Raw genomic sequence first — 19835 nt, 5'->3', positions numbered from 1 at the left:
GGAAATTCCGCGGTGGTCATCAACGCCTGAGATAATCATCGATGGCGGCAGCGGACCTTTTACCGTCACCCATCGCCAGAATCACAGTGGCTCCGCCGCGCACAATATCGCCGCCGGCAAACACGCCCTGCAGGCTGGTCGCACCGCTGTCATCTGCGACTATATTCCCCCATTTGTTAAGCTCAAGCTGAGAAGCCGTCGCCGTCAGCAAGGGATTGGCCTGGGTGCCGACCGCGTTGACCACCACGTCCACCGCAAGTTCGAAGGTCTGTCCTGCGACGGGAACCGGCCGGCGGCGTCCCGAAGCATCCGGCTCGCCAAGTTTCATTTTCTGGCAGCGAACCCCTTTTACCCACCCCGATGCGTCGCCGATAATTTCAAGCGGTGCTGTCAGCAGGATAAATTCGATGCCTTCCTGTTTGGCATGGTGGATTTCCTCCACGCGGGCCGGCATTTCCGCTTCACTGCGGCGGTAAACGATAATTGAACGTTCCGCGCCAAGTCTTGCCCCGGTGCGAACCGCGTCCATGGCGGTATTCCCGCCGCCTATCACCATCACCCTTTTACCCCGCATGATCGGAGTGGCCGCATCATCACGCCAGGCTGCCATCAGATTGACGCGCGTGAGATATTCGTTGGCCGAATAGACGCCTTTAAGATTCTCTCCGGGAATGCCGAGCATGGTCGGCAGCCCCGCGCCGTTGCCGATAAACACGGCATCGTAACCCGTCTGCAATTCTTCGAGACTTACGGTCTTGCCGACAATGACATTGCATTCGATACTGACACCCATATGCCGCAAACGCTGCACTTCGATATCCACGATCTGCTTCGGCAGACGGAATTCCGGAATGCCATAGCGCAAAACACCGCCGGTGTCGTGCAAAGCCTCGAATATGGTAACGTCATGCCCCTTGCATGCCAGTTCCTTGGAGACGGTAATGCCGGCTGGGCCGCAGCCGACCACGGCAACGGTTTTTCCGGTTGGGGCAACGGCCGTTTCAGGCTCCAGCAAGTCCGGATGCCGCATAGCCCAATCGGCCACAAAACGCTCCAGATAGCCGATAGCTACGGGTTCACCTTTCTTGCCAAGGACACATTTGGCCTCGCACTGTTCCTCCTGGGGACAGACGCGGCCGCATACCGCAGGCAAAGAGTTGTCAGCCAGGAGAATGTGTGCCGCCTGCGCAACGTTGCCGCAAGCCAGGGCGGTAATGAATTCCGGGATTCTGACCCGTACCGGACAACCGGCCACGCAGGGCCTGGTTTTACAGCCAAGACAGCGTTGCGCCTCCTGCACCGCCTCAGCCTCGGAAAGCCCCAGATTGACTTCTTTGAAATTGCACCTGCGCACCTGCGGATCCTGCTCGGGCATTCTCACCCGCGCCATTTTGACTTGTGGCTCCATGGAAAACTTCATCCGGATATCCTCCCCCCTCACCTTTTTACCTGAACGATCCTGGCACGCAGTTCATCGGGGAGCTGCTCCAGCATTCTGCATTCATCTTCGCGATACATGGCCAGCCGATTACTCAACAGATCGAAGTCCACCAGATGGCCATCAAATTCGGGGCCATCAACACAGGCAAAACGGGTTTCCCCTCCGACCACGACCCGGCAGCCGCCGCACATGCCGGTGCCGTCGATCATGATCGGGTTGAGGCTGACAATGGTCTCAATGCCGTATGGCCGGGTCAGTTCCGCCACGGCCCGCATCATCGGTACCGGACCGATGGCGATCACCGCCTGCGGGCACCGCTGCGGATCGTCGATCAATTCCCGCAGGGCATCGGTGACAAACCCCTTGCGGCCAAGACTGCCATCCTCGGTGGTTACCAGCACCTGTCTGGAAAAAACGGAAAGCTCCTGTTCCAGGATAATGAAGGGCGCGGAGCGACCGCCGATTATCGTGGTTACTTCATTGCCGGCCGCCGGCAAAGCCCTGGCCATGGGATAAAGCACCGCGGTGCCAAGCCCGCCTCCGATACAGACCACGCGTCCCCATTTGCGTATATGCGTCGGCTGTCCCAAAGGCCCGGCCACATCCCTGAGGTGATTGCCAACCGGCGTGCCGACGAGCTTTAAGGACGTCAGCCCCACGGCCTGGATAAACAGGGTAATGGTGCCCTTCGCAATGTCCGCGTCGCCAATGGTCAGTGGAATCCGCTCTCCGCCTTCCTCGACGCGCACAATCACGAATTGTCCGGGTTTCCGAACCCTGGCGATCCGCGGCGCGCGGATCACCATGCGATGGACATTCGGCGCCAGAATATCGTTGCTGAGTACTTCAAACATAGAGTTACCTGCATCCTTCAGTTTCAAGGTCTTGAGAAACGAGGCCTTCGCAAAAACCCGTTGAATGGCTAGGCCAAAATTCCGTTCTGCAAAGCCTGTTTTTGCAGAGCCAACGGCAGATACATTTCTTGAATTGCCGATTTATTCGAAGATTTTCGGAGCGTTGGCCAAAAAATATTTTCTCCAGACCGTATAATGTTCTTCCCTTATGTTGTATTCCTCACATATTTCCGCCAGCGGCCTGCCAGACAAGCCCTCGAGGACAATAATGGTCTTGGTCAGGGGATCGATCAATCTGCAAGGAATCATCGCGCAGCTCCTTACCGGGTTTCAGGCCCGTCGGCCCGCCTCCTGAAAAAGAAGCGGGCCGACGGATCCTCACTGCCATATGGTCCAGCCGTCAGCAGGCTAGAGTTCCCGGTTGATGGTACCTTCCCAGGTCGAAACCTTATCCTGTTCGCCAGCCTCCTCCGGGGATACCCATTTGGTGGTCACCGATTTGGTCTGGGTATAGAATTTGAGCCCGTCCCGCCCGAGGCAGTGCAAATCGCCAAAAAAGGAACGCTTGTGACCGGAGAAGGGGAAGAATGCCAGAGGCACCGGAATTCCCACGTTGATACCCACCATGCCGCCGTCGGTGCGGCGAGCGAATTCCCTGGAATAATAACCGCTGCGGGTAAAGATGGATGAGCCGTTGGCAAACTCATTGGCATTCATGACCGCTATGCCTTCCTCGAAATCCTTGACCCGCTTGACGCAAACCACCGGTCCGAAGATTTCCTGATCACCGATAACCATATCTTTCTTGACATGGTCGAAGATGGTAGGACCGACGAAATAGCCCTTTTCGCATCCCTCGACAACCGCGTCCCGGCCATCAAGCACCAGCGTGGCGCCTTCTTCGACCCCTTTGTTGATCATGTCGATGACAAATTTTTTCTGCCCGGCACTGACCAGGGGGCCAAGCTGTGTGGTCTCTTCGTAGGCAGGGCCCATCTTCAGCTGTTGGGCGTATTTTTTCAGCAGGCCAACAAACTCATCGGCAATGCACTCTTCTACAACCACCACCGGCAGAGCCATGCAACGCTGGCCGGCGCAACCGAATGCCGAATTGATGAGCCTCCGGGCAGACCAGTCCAGAGCCGCGTCACGCAGAATCAGAGAGTGGTTCTTGGCTTCCGTCAGGGCCTGCACCCGCTTACCGGCAGCAGCCCCTGTCGAATAGATCTTCAGGCCAACAGATGTGCTGCCGACAAAGGAAATTCCGCGAATGTCCGGATGCGACAGCAAATCCGTCAGCTCGTTGCGGCTGCAGGTGATCAGATTGACGACTCCCTTGGGCAGACCGGCCTCGATCAGCAGCTCCAGCAGGCGCATACTGGTCATGGGAACCAGACTGGCGGACTTGAGCACCACCGTATTGCCGGCTGCAATGGCCAGGGGAATAAACCATCCAAAGGGGATCATCGCCGGGAAGTTGTAAGGGGCAATCCCGAGAAAAACACCAACGGATTCCCGATACAGCACCGTGTCGTGGCCGCGGGTCACCTCCATGGTCGAATGTCCCTGCATTTCCAGGGGCGCCGCAACAGCCACTTCGCAAGCCTCGACAACCTTGTGCACATCGCCTCGCGCTTCATTCAGGTTCTTGCCCATTTCCGTGGCAAGGATCAGCGCCAGTTCCTCGAAGTGGCTGTTGACCAGGTCGCGGAACGCAAAGAGTACCTGGGTGCGGATAGCGGCCGGCTTCGCTGACCACTCCGGGAAAGCCGCCTTGGCGGCCTGCACCGCTGCCTCGACCTCCACGGCCGTACAGCAGGGCGTTTCGGCAATTTGCTCGCCGGTGCTGGGGTTCATCACCGCCATGTATTTATCGGTTTTAGATGTCACCCACTCGTTGTTGATGCAGTATTTCAAACGCTTTATTTCCGGCACCAGTTCTTTTGCTTCACCCATGACAGTCTCCTTCGATTGTGTGATTTTGCCGCTGCGCCGCGAATCCCTTCCACAAACATCTTCGAACAGCTCAGCCGCTTTTTAAATATGATATTTGAATGTTTGGCTATTTTTGCACCGCAGGCGACGTCACAGCGCCGCGTAATACAGATTTACGATCTCCTCGGCCGTCGCCTGCCGCGGATTATTTCCCGGGCTGCCGCTGGCCAGAGCATCTTCCGCCATTTTTTTCACCACCGGCTCAAGCTTCTCCCGTGTCACGCCAAGCGCGGTAAGAGACGGCACTTCAAGCATTTTGATCAGGCCCTTGACTTTCTCGGCGCCTGCCTTGGCCACACCCATGGCATCCTGGCCGCCGTTGCCGACCCCCATGGCCCTGGCGATATCCGCATAGCGCCCGGGATTACCCGACAGAGAAAAATCCATAATGATACCCAGCAGCACGGCATTGGACACGCCGTGCGCAATATGGAAATTGGCGCCGATAGGCCGTGACATGCCATGCACCAGGGCTACCGACGCATTGGAAAAAGCGATCCCTGCCTGCAGGGCGCCCAGCATGGTGTTGGCGCGGGCCTCGCGATTATCCGGGCTGCCCCAGGCAAGAGGCAGGTAGGTGCTGATCAGCTTGATGGCGGAAATGGCCAGCACATCCGTCATCGGCTGTGCCTTCAACGACACATAGGCCTCGATGGCATGGGTGAGAGCGTCCAGACCGGTCGCCGCGGTCAGCCCACGGGGGAGCTTGAGGGTCATGAGCGGATCGACGATAGCGACCTTCGGCATCAACAAAGGGCTGCCGATGAGCATCTTAACGTCGTTGTCCGTATCGGTGATGATGCTGAACATGGTCGCTTCGCTGCCGGTCCCCGCAGTCGTCGGCACGGCAATCACCGGTACGCCGGCGGTCTTGAACTTATCCAGCCCCATGTAATCCTTGATCTGCCCCTGATTGGTCGCCATGATGCCAATGGCCTTGGCCGCATCGATCGGACTGCCGCCGCCGCAGGCAACCAGCACATCGCACTGTTTTTCCTCCAGCAATGCCAGGCCTTCATTGACATGACGCAACACCGGTTCACAATTTACCTCATCAAAAACCACTACATCCACACCGTGGTTTTTAAGCGAGTCGACAATTGGATCGATGGCCCCAACCTTGGCCAGCACCGCATCGGTAACGAGCAAGGCTTTGCGGGCTCCGAGCCGCTTGACTTCTTCACCGGTACGAGCGGTGGCTTGTTCGCCAAAATGGATGGTGGGCGGAACGCGAAATGGTCGAGAGGAAATCATGGTCGAGCCTCCTTGTATTTGTAGCCTGTCCACCGGGCAGGCTTGGTCCTGGAAAAAACAGGGGGGAAATGACTCCCTGTGCTTTTATTGTTTACCCGATCCCCCGTCCGCCGTCAATCAAAAAATCAAATATTTGGCTATTTATTTTTAGTTGCTAACATTTTTACGTATTTTCGATAAGTTGCGAGATGGTTTTGTTTGCCGAATTGATAAAGGAATTTAAAAAAAAGGCGGATGAGGGAATGTCTTGCGAGGTTCCCCATCCGCCAGGCTCTGGCCGCAACCGGTTATGCCGGGCATCCGCAGGCCATATTGCCCGCGACAATTTCCTGCCAGTCCGACAAAACATCATGCGTCCAGCAATCGTCCGCTCCGGCTGCCTCACGCATGACCAGAGCCAGAATGTATGCCAGTTCCTGCACCGTGGCGCCGGCATCGAGTGCCCCCCTGAAGTGTTTCAGCACGCAGGGTTTGGAACGCGCCTTGATGGATACGGCAGAGGCTGCGCTGCCCCCATGCCTTGGTGGCGAGATAGAGGATCCGCCCTCCGCAGTTCTATTCGCAGACATTATGCACAATCTCAGCATCCAGCACGACCATGGCGCCTGCGGTGATCATCTCCTTGAGACGGGGAATCAGGACCTTCATCTTCTCTTCAGCGCCGATGAATTCAATCACCATCGGCTGACATTTTGACAGCGTCAAACCCGGAGCCTGGGTTCTGCATACCTTACAGCAGAAACCGGAACCTTCTATCCCCCTGAATACCATGCTTCCGGCCAATCCGTGCTGATAGGCTGTTTCCACAATGGCATCATACAGAAGTTTATCGCCATAGCGCCTGGTCTCATTAAGATAGATGCGCAACAGCTGGTTTTTGCCTTCGGAGCCCATTTCCCTCCTCCTTTCTCAAGCATTCCTTCTGAAAAATTCATCCTGACGTTATCCGCTTAAAAATTAAAAAATCCGCCAAGATTCAAAAACTCGGGTTTGAACAAAATATTCATGACAAATGTCGACAGGGCAATCCCCGCAGCGGGGGGATCGAGATGGTTGCTGCCATGGTTGTAGAACATGCGGGCCGTCAATTCTTCGATGAAGGCGCCGCCGATGCCAAAAACCATGGCCACAACCAGCGAGCCGCTCTGCAGGTATCCCCAGGCCCCCATGATGGCCATGCAGTGCGTAACGGGAGCTTTCTGGATGGTGGCCTGTCCGAAATTGAGCATGGTCAGCATCACGGCCGAGAACCCCCAGCAGAAGATCAGTGGCGCCACAAACGCCGCCGATTCACTGACCATTCCCTGTGCGGCCAGCGGTGCCAGATACTCACGGAACCCCATGGCCACACCGCCGGACAGCAAACCCATCCCGGCGCCTATGGCAAGCAGGCGCGACGGAGGCGACATCCACCCGACCCATGAAATGGCATAGCCGTCGGTTCCCAGCCAGCCGTGTTGACGTATGGAATCCATGTTGCCCCAGGGCATTTCTTTCTGGAACAACAGCCGGGCCAGCCAGATGTTGATGCAGATGGACAGGGCCAGCAGATCAAATTCCCTAATCAGGGGAACTCTGCCCAACAACGGAACAATAAGCAGACCGAAAACGGCTGAAAGCCCCCGACAACCAGTACATCCCAGGATGTATCGACCAGAGGCGACAGAATGTCCTTGGCGGCCCCCGAAGGATGGTTCTTTCTCAAGGCTGCCGCATAGGTTGCAGCGACCACCCCGGCTACGAACCCTCCGGTGTGGGGACCGAAAATCGGCCCCAGGCCGACCTGCAGCAACAGAAAATCACTGCCTCCGCCCAGCACGACCAGACAGCCCAGCATGGTTAACAAACCGCAAAGGCAGAAAGACCACAGGGCGCCGAGGCTGGCGCCAAACATGCCTCCGCCAAAAGCCAGCAAGATCGCATTAACGCTCCAGGCTTCCATTTATTATCCTCCCCTCAGTAAACAGGCATGCCTTCGAAACCCCTTATTGCAATTCGCGCCACCGAGGCCCCGGATTGGGACTCGAAGGCGCGAAGGATTCCGAAGCAGCATAAAAAAAGGCGGCACCTACGCCAGAACGGAAGGTGCCGCCTTTCAGCCAGTAAGCTACATGGCGTTTTTAAACAGCTGGATGATGTCTTCCAATTTGCCGACACGCGGATTGGTTCCGGCGTTACCGTCCTGCATGGCCAGCTTGGCCATCGGCTCGATATCGGACTCCTTGACACCCAGTTGCGACAGCCCCTGAGGAATGCCAACATCCTTGGACAGGCGCACAATGGCATCGATCGCTTTTTCGGCGGCTTCCATTTTGCCGAGGCCGTCGATATTTTCCCCGAGCGCCACAGCGATATCCGCAAATTTCTCGGGATTGACCATCAGGTTGTAACGCTCGACGTGCGGCAACAGTACGGCATTGGCAATGCCATGAGGCATGTCGAGCAGGCCACCCAATTGATGCGCCATGGCATGGACATAACCGAGGCCGGCATTGTTGAACGCCATGCCGGCCAGCAACGATCCGTAAGCCATACCTTCACGAGCCTCGATATCCGCACCATTGGCAACAGCCCGGCGCAGGTACTTGCCGATAAGTTTGACAGAGTGAATTGCAACGGCATCGGTCGCCGGATTGGCATCCTTGGTCACGTAGCATTCCACAGCGTGGGTCAAGGCATCCATGCCGGTGGCTGCGGTAAGCCCGGCAGGCTTGGCCACCATCAGCTCAGGATCGTTGATGGAAACCTTCGGCAGGTTACGCCAGCTGACAATAACAAACTTGACCTTCTTGGCCGTGTTGGTAATAACGCAGTGACGTGTAACCTCACTGGCCGTACCGGCTGTCGTATTGACAGAGATAATGGGAGGCAGTTCGTTGGTCAGCAGTTCGATTCCCGCATAGTTTTCGTAAAGATCTCCGTCATGTGTTGCGGAAATACCGATGCCTTTTCCGCAATCATGGGAGCTGCCGCCACCAACCGTAACGATCATGTCGCAATTCTCAGCCTTGTAAACCTTCAGGCCTGCAGCGACATTGGTGTCTTTGGGGTTAGGCTCGACGCCGTCATAAACAGCAAATTTGATCCCGGAGGAAGTCAAGGCGTCTTTTACCTTGGCAACCGGACCACCCTCGAGCTTTGCAAGAAAACCATCACAAACAATCAGTGCCTTGGTGCCAAACATGGCAGCCCTGGGACCAACCTCGGCAACCGTACCCCTACCAATAAAGTTTACGCTGGGACACAAAAAGTCAGCCATTTTTTCCTCCTTCGCTGGTTGTCGTCTCTGGCCACCAACCATAGGTGGCCCCTCCTCACATGCGCTCCAGGAAAGCTTTTCTCATGTTCCCCCGAACATTGACGCCCCTTCCCCGCAAGCCGGAAAAGTTCCCCGGAACGCCTGAAACCTGTAATATTTTGAATATTTGGCTATTTTTGCTGGCGTCAAAAGTGCAATTTACGGAACACCCGGCTACCCATGCATGCGCCGCAACGCACCTTTTTCCTCTGTGGTGCCCTTGCGATGTCTCGTATACAAATACATACAATAAGACAAACGCTATTTCAACCAAATTTTTGAATGATTTGGCTATTTATTTAAAAGCCGCTGTTTTTGTTATGGTTTTAAAGCTAATTTTTTTATTTTTAAACGGCGTTTGCCATCACCGTTAAAGGGAAACTGCGCCTTTCCGCGGATTTTGCAGGGCACCCCGCCAGGCATGCAGTCCTGGCCAGACCGCCAGTATGACAAGGATAAAGAACTCCAGCATGACCGAAACATCCAAAACCTGAAACCCGTCATAATTGACCATATATATGATTTTTTCTTGACCGGGTCCATTGAAATCGATATCTTTGCCTTACCCCCGCGCAACACCGTTCTATTCCCTGCTTTCCAATGTTTTTGCGGCCGCTGGGTTACAACCCGGCGAAAGCCCGCAAAGCCCGTCTTGATCCCTGTTTTTGATTCTTTCTGGAGGTTGGAAATGAAAAGAATGTCACTTCTGCTGTGCAGTCTGGTGGCCGGATTTATTCTGTACGGCACACCCGCTCATGCGGCCGTTGTCATCGGTACGGACAATGGCTGGTCCTTCAGCACCGACGGCCTGGTAAACATGTTTGCCGCCTATGAAACCGGGGACGCCAAACCCGGTTTCGGCACTGGAATCCGCCGAGGCGGCACCATTGTTGACGACCAGGAAGGCTACCGGGAACGTATCGGCCTGGTACCCGGAATTATCGCTTTCAACATCAAGGCGCCAACCATCGGAGGACTCGACATGGCGGCTCGCATCGGGTTCTACCCGACCTACGATGCCAAGGACGTCGGCAAGTCGAAAAACTCTTTCGGCAATCAGATCGATCTGCGTGAAATCTTTTTTACCGTCGATGGCAACTTCGGACAGATGCTGGTCGGAAAAACCCTCAGCCAATTCCAGGGACAAAACCTTTTGACGGACATGACCGTCTGGGGGTATGGCGCCCAGGGCGCGCTCGACGGAGGCGGTACGCCTCTGGGCCGCATCGGCTACGGTTACGTTTATCCGCAATTCAATGCGCAGATCCGCTATACGTCGCCGGCCTATAATGGTGTCAAGGTGTCGTTGGGACTTTATGACCCGAGCGTCATTGCCGGCGCCACGGCAAAAGCGGAGGAAACCAAGCTGCCTCGCTTCGAAGGGGAATTGTCCTATGCCGGCACCTTCGAGGGCGGTTCATTCAAAGCCTGGCTGTCCGGCGTATGGCAGGAAGCCGAATTTTCCTCCGGCAGCGGCTTTGACGGTACTGTGGAAGCCAGCGGCATTGCCGGCGGAGTGCAGATTCTTTATCGGGGCTTCGATCTGGTGTTGTCAGGCTTCGACAATACGGCCATCGGCTCGGTTCTCATGCTGGACACGGACGCGCTGGATGCCGCGGGCAAGGAACGGGACAGCCAGGGCTTTATCGCCCAGTTGATGTACGGCTTCGACAACCGTTTCGGCAAAACCAAATTCGGAGTGAGCTACGGCGGCAACTACATGGATGAAACCTCGAGGGACAAGGCGGATCGCCTCGCCGGCACCGAGGTTCAGATTGAAGAACAGACCCTGTGGGTATTTGGCGTCTACCACGACATCAACCCCAACCTCAAGGTCATGGCGGAAGTCATGCTGACGGAAAACTCCTGGTTCGACAACGAGGATCAGAATACCGAACTGTTCACGGTCGGCACCTTTTTCGTCTGGTAGCCCGCCACACCACTGAACCACATGCCAAAACAAAAGCCCCTGCTTTCTGAGAGGGGCTTTTGCATAACCAAAGAAAAAAATTCACCCCTCACACTGCTAGGAGGTACAGTGCAAGGGGTGAAGAGGGAGTGGTTGGCTCCCGCATCCGTAATTCTTTCCCTTTGAATTACCCATTCACAGGGACAAAAATACGGCGATGCCACCTACCCGGAAAGGTGGCATCGCCGGAGAGAAAGCATGGCCTTTCGGCCTGCGCTTCCCTCTCTACCATTGCCCTTGCGCATCGAATTCAGACTATCACCTCGCCATCGAGCAGCCATTCCAGCGCCATGTTGGCCTGCATGGCCGCCACGATCATGACTTTCGGCGCCATCGGCGGGAAGACGGCCACATCGGTTTTTTCATCACCACAGACATAAACCTTGTCAAACAGCCGTTTCGACACCATACCGTTATTGCCGCCATACCCTCCCATGCCGCTGCCCATCACCAGCGGTTGCTGCGGAAAGGCAGCAATCCAGCTCTGCAGAAGCATGAGCTTGGCATCAACGCTGTCCAGAGCTTCCAGCAGGATATCGACATTACCGAAAATCCGCGGGATGTTCTCTTTGTCGAGGAGCCTGTTGTGCATTTCATATTCTGAAAACGGATTGACGCGCTCCAGGTTGCTTTTCAGTGCGTCAACCTTGTACATGCCTATCTGATCGCGAAAATAATATTGACGGTTGAGATTGTGCGGTTCAACCCGGTCATAATCGGCGACCACCAGCTTGCCGACTCCTGAGCGGGCCAGGGCAACGGCGATATTTGATCCCAGCCCGCCGGCGCCGGCAACCCCGACGGTGGCTTTTTTTAACACCGGCACTACCCCCAGGGCATGCCTGGAAAAAAATTCTTTTTCCTGAAGATCCCGATGCAACAGCCTGACCTTTCCGGACACGTCATCAAAAAGGGGAATACACTATTTTGGCGCTACAGCCGGGGACAACGTCCTTCCTGGCCGATGCACGGCCTCAGAGACAAAACGTGCCTGCTCTGCCGCCATGCAACAAATCTCCATCATAGCCCGCCGCAACGGGCCATGATGGAGCAACACAAAGAAAGATCTTTTACCCGTTGTGAAAACAGCATAAACGGCCTCGCGTCGCGTGTCAATGAATATTTCAAATATATGGCTATTTCTCAGATAAAAAAAGTCGCCTCCTTGATGCCGCTTCGACAAGAGTACGTTTTGCAGGCGTTTGATAAAAAAGTGGCGAAGATGCGCACGGGGCAACACCTTCGCCAAGGAGGCAAGGGGCATGAAATCTCGCAAATCCCCTCCCCTTGCTTCAAAACCAAGAAACTCTCACCGCCAATGCCAAAATGGCGGCGCTGGCGCTGAATCAGCCGCCGCCAACAAAAAGATATGCTTTGACGGCTGTCCCCCTGGCGACCTGCAGGGTTTCGAGCTGCTGCTTTTGAATCACCTTCCCATCCACCCTTACCATGACGGTCGCGGGACTCAGATCATGGGCTCGCAGCAACGCGACCAGCGACATGGTTTCCCCTTCAGGGATGGCGTCGGTGCTGATAACAAACATCGACATGATGTTCTTCCTTTCCGGTTCTCGACATCTTTACCAGGGGCCCTGTCGCCCTGGGGCCCGCCAGGATTCAGCGCTGATTTTCGGTGGTGCGCTTGCCCTTGCGGTAATCATACTGGTCAAGGCCGAGCCGCTTGAGGGTTTCCGGAGTGGGGATACCCCACTCGTCCCAGTTGCGGGCGCGGTAGTAATCCCGCAGCTGGTAGCCCAGGTCGGGCACGTAATCGCCGGAGCCGCCCTGGCGGGGGCTGGCAAGGATACGCGGCGGCAGGGTGTCGTCCTTGCGGCTGACCCCCTCGCGGGTGTTGAACAGACGTTTCATATTGAAAATCCGCTCGCCGCACTCGATCCATTGCTCGTTGGTGAGGTCCCAGCCGACGATATGGTTGAGAAACTGCGTCATGGGCCCGACAGTCATACCGCCGAACACGGAGAATTTGCAGAGTTTCAGCGAATCCATCATGCTCATGAAATTCTGCATGTCGGCAACGAACTTGCCCTTTCCTTCATTGGTATAGGGGGGCATCGGGGCGTCGTAGCCGAGGTCCGCGATATTCAGGCAGCCTTCTCCCTCGAAGTCCTGGTTATAGGCCTGCATGTGGCAGGCACCCCGGTTGGAGGTGGCATAGGCAACGCCGAGACCGCCGCGGCCGCGGGGGTCATGCGCGGGGAAGTCCATGCCCTTGACGTGAACGGCGAATTCCGCACTGGCGGGGCCAACCCGCTTGATGGCTTCCAGGATGCCCTGGGAGCAGGGATCCCCGATGCCTTCGCGCAGGGCGATCTTCCTGATCATCTCGACCATGGCCAAGCCGTTGCCCCAGGTCATCTCCAGGCCATCCGTGTCGCTCTCGTCGATCATGCCATGCTCCCAGGCTTCCATAAGGAAACTGATGAGAGCGGAGGCGGAGATGGTATCGATGCCATAATCGTTGCAGAATTCCGCACCCTTGGAGATGGCTTCCACATCATCAATCAGACAGTTGGAACCGAGCATGCCAAGGGTTTCGTATTCGGGACCGCCCCCCTTCTCCATCTTGAACGCACCAGAAGGGATTTCCACGGTACGGCCGCAACCAATCAAGCAGTTGCCGCAATGGTAACGCTTTTTGAGAATGGTCTTGGCCAGGTGCTGGCCGGAAACCTTTTCAGCCTTGTCCCAATGGCCCCACAGCCAGTTCTTGATCGGCAGGTCACCGACATCGTTGAAAATTTCCACGGCGCAGGATGTACCGTAGGTGCCAAGCGGTCCATCGTAGACATCCTTGAAGTTTTCGCGGAATTTCTGAATCATTTCTTCATAAGGCTCGGGCCTGGCAATGGGGACATTCTTGCTGCCCTTGCAAGCGATCGCCTTGAGATTTTTGGAACCCATGACGGCGCCGCCGCCGCCGCGCCCCGCGGTGCGGCCCTCGCGACCATCGGTCATGATGGAGGCTATCTTGACCAATTTTTCTCCGGCCTGTCCGATGGAAATGGCCTGGGAACCTTTGCCCAGCTCTTCCTTGAGAAGCCTGTCGGTTTCAAAGGTGCCTTTACCCCACAGCTGGTCGGCTTTTTTGATCTGGATATCGTCGTCGACGATGGTGATATACACTGGCTGTTTGGCCTTGCCCTTGACCATAAGACCGTCAAGGCCGCAGGCTTTAAGGGCGCCGCCCCATTTCCCCCCGCAGTCGGATTCGAGGTAAATGCCGGTCAGGGGTCCCTTGGTAATCAGCTCCCAGCGTCCCGCCTGAGCCACCTTGGTCCCGTTGTACGGCCCGGTCATGCAGATCAGTACATTTTCCGGTCCCAGCGGATCGATACCCGCCCTGGTGTTTTCGTACAGAAGCTTGGCGCCAAGTCCGCTGCCGCCAATAAATTTTTTCAGGTCTTCTTCACTGGGCCTGAGATATTCCACTGTTTCCGTGGTCAAATCGATTACCGCGATTTTCTGCCAGTACCCACCTAACATGATTTCTCTCCCTTACTCCGATGAGTTTGCGCAATTTCGACGCATCTCCTTTCCACAAGGGAGGCCCCGCCGTTTCCAGCGAAACCCTGCCGGCCCGCCATCCTTGAGGTACACCCTTTTAGGGTGACGGGCTCGGAGACCGATAACGGTATGAAGCTTCAGGGGAGGGGGAACGTTTAGTGACCGGGGGAGTCCTGAATCAGATCCTTATACATTCCGGAAAACATTTCAAGATAATTTTTATATTATTTGGCTATTTTTTTTAACCACAACGCATTTTTATTCTGGAACTCATGGATTTCAGCCTGTTCCGGCCTCACGGATTTTTCATGGTTGAGGTATACTGCTTTCGTGCATCCTTATTCACGCAGGGGGTCGACAATGCCTCATCAACCAAAAAAAGTTTCCCAGTCACGCGTCGTGCTGGCCCAGGTCGCCATGCCGGGCGATGCGAACCCGGCCGGCAACGTCCATGGCGGCTCGATCATGAAGCTGATCGACAATGCCGCCGGGGTGGTTGCCATGCGCCACACCCGCCGCAACATCGTCACGGCATCCATTGACAGGCTCGATTTTCACTGCCCGGTGTTCGTTGGCAATCTGATCGTTCTCAAAGCCAGCATGAACCGGGTCGGGAACACATCCATGGAAGTCGGCGTCCGGGTTGAAGCCGAAAATGTCATGACCGGCGAAGTAAGGCATACGGCGTCAGCCTACCTGACCTTTGTGGCGCTGGACAGTAATGGTTGTCCAACCAAGGTGCCTGACCTGATCGTAGAGACGCAGGAAGATGAGCGCCGCCTGGCCGAGGCCCTGGCCCGCTACGCACACCGAAAACGGGACAAGCGATAAAAACGCACCGGCATATGCCCCGCGGCACCGCCGGAGATCGGCTTCCGCGGCAAGGGACAGGCCACGCAGATCAAAAAAAACTGGCATTTGGGCGCGTTTAGGCTCATGATGCCGCGGGAGCACTGCCCTAATCGAAATTTACCATCCGGAGCGCACCACCATGGAAGACATCGATCTCGACCTTCTCCATTACCTGATTTACATCGACACAGATTACATAAAAGCCGTCGTGGCCGACACGACCTATCTACCCCGAACCGTCCTCGGAGTAGGTACTTTTCTCCTGGACAACGATGGCGATATCGACCTGTTAACAGCCAAACAACAGGTAACTTTCGATAAATTCATCCGTCCGCTGCTGTTTGATGTAGCATGCCAGGGGCTTGCCGGGCCGGAAACCTGCATGGGCAACGGGCGCATCGAATCGAATCTGCTAATGCCCTGCTATCGGGACAATATCTTCCGATGCCGTGCCTGCCGCGCTGCCATCGCCTCATCCACCGCGCCATGAACCGACGGACGGCATGCCGTAACCAACACCGGGCGTTCAAACAATCGCGAGGGGCATGAAAACCGGTAGTCAATGGGACAAACACCCACGCAATCTAGGACTTTTACTCAGGAAAGCACATCATGAGCAAAGATCTGTATGTCAAAAACCTACCCGCCGAAATGACCGAGGAAGAATTGCGTAAACTGTTTTCGGTGGCAGGCAAGGTTTCCTATATCCATATGGGAACGGATACCCGAAGCGGCCAGGACCGCGTCTATGCCTATATCAAAATGGCCAGTGAAACCGAAGCCAAAGAGGCTGTTTTATGCCTTGACGAAGCCCGCATCGGCAACCGCCAGATCTCGGTGAGTATTGCCAGGGCACAAAATTCCGCGCCAGAAAAAGATACAGCCGCCCCCCAAAAAAAGGTTCCGTTCAAACCACGGGGGAAGCCCCGCAAATAAATTTTTGTCAGACACCAGTTGCAAAAAAGGGCGGGCTGCGCAGATGCGCGGCCCGCCCTTTTTACGACATTCCAGGAGAATATCCGTTTAAACGATGGCTTTCATGCCCTGCATGGCGGCACGCAGTTCCTCGCCCACTTCCTCGATGAGATGAGCACGGATCTCGGCATTGACGTCCACCAGGGTGCGGTTATCGACGCTGTTGTCCTTAACGGACAGCCCCTTGCCGATAACATCGGTGCCAACCTTGGCCATGAAATCCTGCAGCAGGGGCACACAGGCATGGCTGAAAAGGTAGCAGCCATATTCGGCAGTGTCGGAAATGACGCGGTTCATCTCGTAAAGTTTCTTGCGGGCAATGGTGTTGGCGATAAGCGGCGTTTCGTGCAGCGACTCGTAGTAAGCCGACTCGGGCTCGATGCCGGAAGAGACCATGGTTTCAAAGGCCAGCTCGACGCCGGCCTTGACCATGGCCACCATCAGGATCCCCTTGTCGAAATATTCCTGCTCGGAGATTTCACCGGCACCTTCGGTCTGCTCGAAGGCGGTCTTGCCGGTCTCCTCGCGCCAGGTCAGCAGCTTGACGTCGTCGTTGGCCCAGTCCTCCATCATGGTGCGGGAAAACTCACCGGACAGGATGTCGTCCATATGCTTCTCGAACAAGGAACGCATGATGTCCTTGAGTTCGGCGGCCAGCTCAAAGGCTACCAGCTTGGCCGGATTGGAGAGCCGGTCCATCATGGTGGTGATGCCGCCATGCTTGAGTGCCTCGGTGACGGTTTCCCAGCCATACTGAATAAGTTTGGCGGCGTAGGGTGCATCGATACCTTCGGCGACCATTTTGTCGAAGCACAGCAGGCTGCCGGCCTGCAGCATGCCGCAAAGGATGGTCTGCTCACCCATCAGGTCGGATTTGACCTCGGCAACAAAAGAGGATTCCAGTACTCCGGCGCGATCGCCACCCTGGGCGGAGCACAGGGCCTTGGCGATCTCCAGGCCGTCGCCGTTGGGATCATTCTCGCCGTGCACCGCGATCAGGGTCGGCACGCCAAAACCGCGTTTGTACTCTTCGCGCACTTCAGTGCCGGGGCATTTGGGAGCGACCATGATAACGGTCAGGTCCTTGCGAATCCGGGTCCCTTCCTCAACTATATTGAAACCGTGAGCATAACTGAACACCGCGCCCTGCTTCATCATCGGCACGACGGTGTTGACCACGCTGGTGTGCTGCTTGTCGGGGGTCAGATTCATGACGATGTCGGCGGTGGGAAGCATTTCTTCGTAGGTGCCGACGGCAAAACCGTTTTCGCTGGCGTTCAGATAGGACTGACGCTTCTGCTCGATGGCGCCTTTGCGCAGGGCATAGGAGACATCCAGACCGCTGTCGCGCATGTTGAGGCCCTGGTTGAGGCCCTGGGCACCGCAACCGACGATGACGATCTTTTTGCCTTTGACGTATTCGCAACCGTTAGTGAATTCAGAGGCTTCCATGAAACGGCAGGTGCCGAGTTCCTGCAGCTGACGACGCAGCGGCAGCGAGTTGAAATAATTCTGTCCCATCGTTGTTCTCCTTTATCCGGTGGTTTGCATGCAGGTCAAAATCGCCAGAGTCTACGGAAAAATACCTGATTTTGCCTATTGCGTAAATTGATTTGTTATGAATACAGTATTGCATATCACGCAATCTGGAGAGAGAATGGACATCCGTGAACTGGAAATTTTTCTGACGGTGGCCGACCTGCTTCATTTTGGGCGCGCCAGCCAGGCCTGCAACCTCAGTCCCTCCGCCCTGACACGCACCATCCAGCGACTTGAAGATGAAATCGAACAGCCCCTGTTCGTGCGTGACAACCGCCGTGTCGCCCTCACACCGGCAGGTGAGCGCTTCCGTGATTACGCGCGCCGGTCGGTACAGGAATGGAAGTCCTTTCGCGGCGCCGTCAAGGGCACGGAAGCCATCAGCGGCACCCTCTCTATCTACGCTTCCGTCACCGCCGTCTACAGCCTGCTGCCGCGGCTGCTCGAAGCGTTCCGCAGCGCTCACCGCGATGTGCAGCTGGAACTGAGCACCGGCGCCGCCGAGCGGGCCGTGGCGCAAGTGCAAAACGGCGAGATCGACCTGGCCGTCGCCGCCCTGCCCGATCGTCAGCAGGCACATCTCGAATTTCTGCCCATCATCAGCACGCCACTGCTGTTTATCGCCCCCAGGCAGAAGGAAGGACTGCCGCTGCCGCTGCGCGACGGTCAACTCGACCTGCGCCGCACGCCACTGGTGGTGCCCCAGAAAGGCTTGTCGCGACGGCGCCTCGACCAATGGCTCAGGACGCGGCGCATCCTGCCCAACATCACGTCGGAAGTGTCCGGCAACGAGGCCCTCATCGCCATGGTGCGTCTTGGCTGCGGCATCGGCATCGTGCCGGAGCTGGTGCTGGCGCGCAGCCCGTTCCGCGACGAAGTGCGCATCCTCGAAACGGCACCACAGCTGTCTCCCTATGTGGTGGGATTGTGCTCCACCCGCCGCAACCTGCAACGCCCGGTGGTAAGAGCCTTCTGGCAACTGGCGGAAAAACGCTCGGGGGTCAAGGTCGATTTCTAAGCGCTTTCACCCCTCGCGATTGGGAAACCTGATGATTTCTCCGGAGGGGGTTCGCAGTACGGCACTATCGCCCAGCCGCACCAGATACTCCGGCAGCAGGGGAATCTTGCCCTTGCCGCCCGGCGCATCAATGACATAATGGGGCACAGCGAGTCCCGACACCGGCCCGCGCAATGCCGCCACGATATTCAGGCCAGTCTCGATACGGGTACGAAAGTGCCCGGTGCCCGCCGCAAGGTCCATATGATGCAGATAGTAGGGGCGCACCCTTATTTTAAGCAGTCCCGCGACCAGATCGCGCATGATCTCCGGACGATCGTTGACCCCCCGCAGCAAGACCGTCTGGTTGCCCAGGGGCACGCCGGCATCGGCCAGCCGCCGGCAGGCTTCCGCCGACAATGCCGTCAATTCGCGCGGATGATTGAAATGGGTGTTGAAATACAAGGGATGGTAGCGGCGCAGCATATTGCACAGCCCTTCGGTAATTCGCTGCGGCAACGTTACGGGTACCCGACTGCCGATGCGGATGATCTCCACATGGGGGATGGCGCGCAACCGCCGCAACAGCCTTTCCAGCCGGTCATCTTCCAGCAGCAAAGGGTCGCCGCCGGACAGAATCACGTCACGGATGGCAGGGGTACGGGCGATGTATTCAAGCGCCACATCGAGAGCTTCGTCCGTTACCGTCATGGCAGCGCAACCGACCTTGCGCTTGCGGGTACAGAAGCGGCAGTATACGGCGCACTGGCCGCAGGCCAGCAGCAATACCCGGTCCGGGTAGCGGTGCACCACCAGCGGCACCGGAGACAGCCGCTCCTCGTGCAGTGGATCGGGATCGTCCAGGCAGGGCAGCAGCTCCCGCCGGTCGGGAATACACTGCAACCAGATGGCGTCTCCCGGATGGGCGATCAGCCCCAGATAATAAGGAGTGATGCGCATGGGATAGCGCTGCGCCACTTCATCAAGCGCGCCGTGCTCCACACCAAAGCGATCCCTTAAAACAGCGGGCACGGTCAAGCTTTCGATCAATTGTTTTTGCCAGATGTCCATATATGCCAAACGCCTCCACCGGCGCAGATTTACCACAGGGCGCACAGCATGTCCATGCGCCAAAC

21 protein-coding genes and 1 riboswitch are annotated in these 19835 nt (G+C 56.5%); of the genes, 6 read left to right on the top strand and 15 right to left on the bottom strand.

Annotation, left to right across the window (positions count from 1 at the left end):
* Positions 1-19: 19 nt before the first annotated feature.
* From gltA to A6070_RS02720, 10 genes are all read right to left on the bottom strand, one after another.
* The gene (gene gltA, locus A6070_RS02755; RefSeq protein WP_072286950.1) at positions 20-1420 is read right to left on the bottom strand and encodes an NADPH-dependent glutamate synthase; all 1401 of its coding nucleotides are present in this window, start codon (positions 1418-1420) and stop codon (positions 20-22) included.
* Positions 1421-1437: 17 nt separating this feature from the next.
* Positions 1438-2295 carry a sulfide/dihydroorotate dehydrogenase-like FAD/NAD-binding protein gene (locus tag A6070_RS02750; protein WP_072286949.1) on the bottom strand — a complete coding sequence of 286 codons (858 nt, stop codon included), beginning with the start codon at positions 2293-2295 and terminating at the stop codon, positions 1438-1440.
* Between the two features lie 141 nt (positions 2296-2436).
* A complete protein-coding gene (locus A6070_RS15515; RefSeq protein WP_158514011.1) occupies positions 2437-2604 on the bottom strand; it encodes a hypothetical protein in 168 nt (55 codons plus the stop codon).
* Between the two features lie 99 nt (positions 2605-2703).
* The gene (locus A6070_RS02745; protein WP_072286948.1) at positions 2704-4251 is read right to left on the bottom strand and encodes a CoA-acylating methylmalonate-semialdehyde dehydrogenase; all 1548 of its coding nucleotides are present in this window, start codon (positions 4249-4251) and stop codon (positions 2704-2706) included.
* 129 nt (positions 4252-4380) lie between these two features.
* Complete coding sequence (locus tag A6070_RS02740; RefSeq protein ID WP_072286947.1) at positions 4381-5544, bottom strand: iron-containing alcohol dehydrogenase; 1164 nt, start codon at positions 5542-5544, stop codon at positions 4381-4383.
* A 287-nt stretch (positions 5545-5831) separates the two neighbouring features.
* Positions 5832-6113 carry a carboxymuconolactone decarboxylase family protein gene (locus A6070_RS02735; protein ID WP_201257946.1) on the bottom strand — a complete coding sequence of 94 codons (282 nt, stop codon included), beginning with the start codon at positions 6111-6113 and terminating at the stop codon, positions 5832-5834.
* Positions 6100-6438, bottom strand: coding sequence for a DUF190 domain-containing protein (locus tag A6070_RS02730; protein ID WP_072286946.1), 339 nt, complete (start codon positions 6436-6438; stop codon positions 6100-6102). The genes A6070_RS02735 and A6070_RS02730 overlap by 14 nt, the downstream gene beginning before the upstream one ends.
* Before the next feature lie 56 nt (positions 6439-6494).
* Positions 6495-7130 carry a hypothetical protein gene (locus A6070_RS15930; RefSeq protein ID WP_236718906.1) on the bottom strand — a complete coding sequence of 212 codons (636 nt, stop codon included), beginning with the start codon at positions 7128-7130 and terminating at the stop codon, positions 6495-6497.
* Complete coding sequence (locus tag A6070_RS15925; RefSeq protein WP_236718905.1) at positions 7109-7486, bottom strand: hypothetical protein; 378 nt, start codon at positions 7484-7486, stop codon at positions 7109-7111. Before A6070_RS15925 ends, A6070_RS15930 begins: the two co-directional genes overlap by 22 nt.
* A 165-nt stretch (positions 7487-7651) precedes the next feature.
* Positions 7652-8803, bottom strand: a complete 1152-nt coding sequence (locus tag A6070_RS02720) for an iron-containing alcohol dehydrogenase (RefSeq protein WP_083558668.1) — start codon at positions 8801-8803, stop codon at positions 7652-7654.
* A gap of 727 nt (positions 8804-9530) precedes the next feature.
* Here A6070_RS02720 and A6070_RS02715 point away from each other — a divergent pair.
* The gene (locus tag A6070_RS02715) at positions 9531-10772 is read left to right on the top strand and encodes a porin family protein (protein ID WP_072286943.1); all 1242 of its coding nucleotides are present in this window, start codon (positions 9531-9533) and stop codon (positions 10770-10772) included.
* A gap of 289 nt (positions 10773-11061) precedes the next feature.
* Here A6070_RS02715 and thiF read toward each other — a convergent pair whose 3' ends face one another.
* Positions 11062-11691 carry a sulfur carrier protein ThiS adenylyltransferase ThiF gene (gene thiF, locus A6070_RS02710; protein WP_072286942.1) on the bottom strand — a complete coding sequence of 210 codons (630 nt, stop codon included), beginning with the start codon at positions 11689-11691 and terminating at the stop codon, positions 11062-11064.
* On the opposite strand from thiF, the gene A6070_RS15285 reads away from it, so the two are divergent.
* Complete coding sequence (locus A6070_RS15285) at positions 11686-12156, top strand: hypothetical protein (protein WP_072286941.1); 471 nt, start codon at positions 11686-11688, stop codon at positions 12154-12156. The two genes, thiF and A6070_RS15285, sit on opposite strands and share 6 nt — an antisense overlap.
* A 1-nt stretch (position 12157) precedes the next feature.
* Here A6070_RS15285 and A6070_RS02700 read toward each other — a convergent pair whose 3' ends face one another.
* Together A6070_RS02700 and A6070_RS02695 are read right to left on the bottom strand one after the other, a co-directional pair.
* On the bottom strand, positions 12158-12361 hold the full coding sequence (locus A6070_RS02700) for a ubiquitin family protein (protein ID WP_072286940.1): 204 nt from the start codon (positions 12359-12361) through the stop codon (positions 12158-12160).
* Between the two features lie 67 nt (positions 12362-12428).
* On the bottom strand, positions 12429-14315 hold the full coding sequence (locus A6070_RS02695) for an aldehyde ferredoxin oxidoreductase family protein (protein ID WP_072286939.1): 1887 nt from the start codon (positions 14313-14315) through the stop codon (positions 12429-12431).
* A gap of 31 nt (positions 14316-14346) precedes the next feature.
* A riboswitch (molybdenum cofactor riboswitch) is annotated at positions 14347-14465 on the bottom strand.
* A 231-nt stretch (positions 14466-14696) separates the two neighbouring features.
* Here A6070_RS02695 and A6070_RS02690 point away from each other — a divergent pair.
* From A6070_RS02690 to A6070_RS02680, 3 genes are all read left to right on the top strand, one after another.
* Positions 14697-15167 (top strand): acyl-CoA thioesterase, encoded by a 471-nt coding sequence (locus A6070_RS02690; RefSeq protein WP_072286938.1) that lies wholly within the window; start codon positions 14697-14699, stop codon positions 15165-15167.
* Between the two features lie 160 nt (positions 15168-15327).
* Complete coding sequence (locus A6070_RS15770) at positions 15328-15678, top strand: hypothetical protein (protein WP_072286937.1); 351 nt, start codon at positions 15328-15330, stop codon at positions 15676-15678.
* A 122-nt stretch (positions 15679-15800) separates the two neighbouring features.
* The gene (locus tag A6070_RS02680) at positions 15801-16124 is read left to right on the top strand and encodes an RNA recognition motif domain-containing protein (RefSeq protein ID WP_072286936.1); all 324 of its coding nucleotides are present in this window, start codon (positions 15801-15803) and stop codon (positions 16122-16124) included.
* 87 nt (positions 16125-16211) lie between these two features.
* Here the strand turns inward: A6070_RS02680 and ilvC are convergent, their stop codons facing one another.
* Positions 16212-17684, bottom strand: a complete 1473-nt coding sequence (gene ilvC / locus A6070_RS02675) for a ketol-acid reductoisomerase (protein WP_072286935.1) — start codon at positions 17682-17684, stop codon at positions 16212-16214.
* A gap of 136 nt (positions 17685-17820) precedes the next feature.
* Between ilvC and ilvY the strand changes: the two genes are divergently transcribed.
* A complete protein-coding gene (gene ilvY / locus A6070_RS02670; protein ID WP_072286934.1) occupies positions 17821-18720 on the top strand; it encodes an HTH-type transcriptional activator IlvY in 900 nt (299 codons plus the stop codon).
* 6 nt (positions 18721-18726) lie between these two features.
* Here ilvY and A6070_RS02665 read toward each other — a convergent pair whose 3' ends face one another.
* Entirely contained in the window at positions 18727-19770 is a 1044-nt protein-coding gene (locus tag A6070_RS02665) for a KamA family radical SAM protein (protein WP_072286933.1), read from the bottom strand.
* Between the last annotated feature and the right edge of the window lie 65 nt (positions 19771-19835).

The organism is Syntrophotalea acetylenica (assembly GCF_001888165.1).
GTDB lineage: Bacteria > Desulfobacterota > Desulfuromonadia > Desulfuromonadales > Syntrophotaleaceae > Syntrophotalea > Syntrophotalea acetylenica.
Note: the sequence above shows the minus strand (reverse complement) of the source record. Positions and strands in the feature narration are given on the sequence as shown.

Bases quoted from the DNA above. Each gene is read 5' to 3' on its own strand.
- gltA (WP_072286950.1), bottom strand. From the start codon at position 1,420: ATGAAGTTTTCCATGGAGCCACAAGTCAAAATGGCGCGGGTGAGAATG.
- A6070_RS02750 (WP_072286949.1), bottom strand. From the start codon at position 2,295: ATGTTTGAAGTACTCAGCAACGATATTCTGGCGCCGAATGTCCATCGC.
- A6070_RS15515 (WP_158514011.1), bottom strand. From the start codon at position 2,604: ATGATTCCTTGCAGATTGATCGATCCCCTGACCAAGACCATTATTGTC.
- A6070_RS02745 (WP_072286948.1), bottom strand. From the start codon at position 4,251: ATGGGTGAAGCAAAAGAACTGGTGCCGGAAATAAAGCGTTTGAAATAC.
- A6070_RS02740 (WP_072286947.1), bottom strand. From the start codon at position 5,544: ATGATTTCCTCTCGACCATTTCGCGTTCCGCCCACCATCCATTTTGGC.
- A6070_RS02735 (WP_201257946.1), bottom strand. From the start codon at position 6,113: ATGTCTGCGAATAGAACTGCGGAGGGCGGATCCTCTATCTCGCCACCA.
- A6070_RS02730 (WP_072286946.1), bottom strand. From the start codon at position 6,438: ATGGGCTCCGAAGGCAAAAACCAGCTGTTGCGCATCTATCTTAATGAG.
- A6070_RS15925 (WP_236718905.1), bottom strand. From the start codon at position 7,486: ATGGAAGCCTGGAGCGTTAATGCGATCTTGCTGGCTTTTGGCGGAGGC.
- A6070_RS02720 (WP_083558668.1), bottom strand. From the start codon at position 8,803: ATGGCTGACTTTTTGTGTCCCAGCGTAAACTTTATTGGTAGGGGTACG.
- A6070_RS02715 (WP_072286943.1), top strand. From the start codon at position 9,531: ATGAAAAGAATGTCACTTCTGCTGTGCAGTCTGGTGGCCGGATTTATT.
- A6070_RS15285 (WP_072286941.1), top strand. From the start codon at position 11,686: ATGCAACAGCCTGACCTTTCCGGACACGTCATCAAAAAGGGGAATACA.
- A6070_RS02700 (WP_072286940.1), bottom strand. From the start codon at position 12,361: ATGTCGATGTTTGTTATCAGCACCGACGCCATCCCTGAAGGGGAAACC.
- A6070_RS02695 (WP_072286939.1), bottom strand. From the start codon at position 14,315: ATGTTAGGTGGGTACTGGCAGAAAATCGCGGTAATCGATTTGACCACG.
- A6070_RS02690 (WP_072286938.1), top strand. From the start codon at position 14,697: ATGCCTCATCAACCAAAAAAAGTTTCCCAGTCACGCGTCGTGCTGGCC.
- A6070_RS15770 (WP_072286937.1), top strand. From the start codon at position 15,328: ATGGAAGACATCGATCTCGACCTTCTCCATTACCTGATTTACATCGAC.
- A6070_RS02680 (WP_072286936.1), top strand. From the start codon at position 15,801: ATGAGCAAAGATCTGTATGTCAAAAACCTACCCGCCGAAATGACCGAG.
- ilvC (WP_072286935.1), bottom strand. From the start codon at position 17,684: ATGGGACAGAATTATTTCAACTCGCTGCCGCTGCGTCGTCAGCTGCAG.
- ilvY (WP_072286934.1), top strand. From the start codon at position 17,821: ATGGACATCCGTGAACTGGAAATTTTTCTGACGGTGGCCGACCTGCTT.
- A6070_RS02665 (WP_072286933.1), bottom strand. From the start codon at position 19,770: ATGGACATCTGGCAAAAACAATTGATCGAAAGCTTGACCGTGCCCGCT.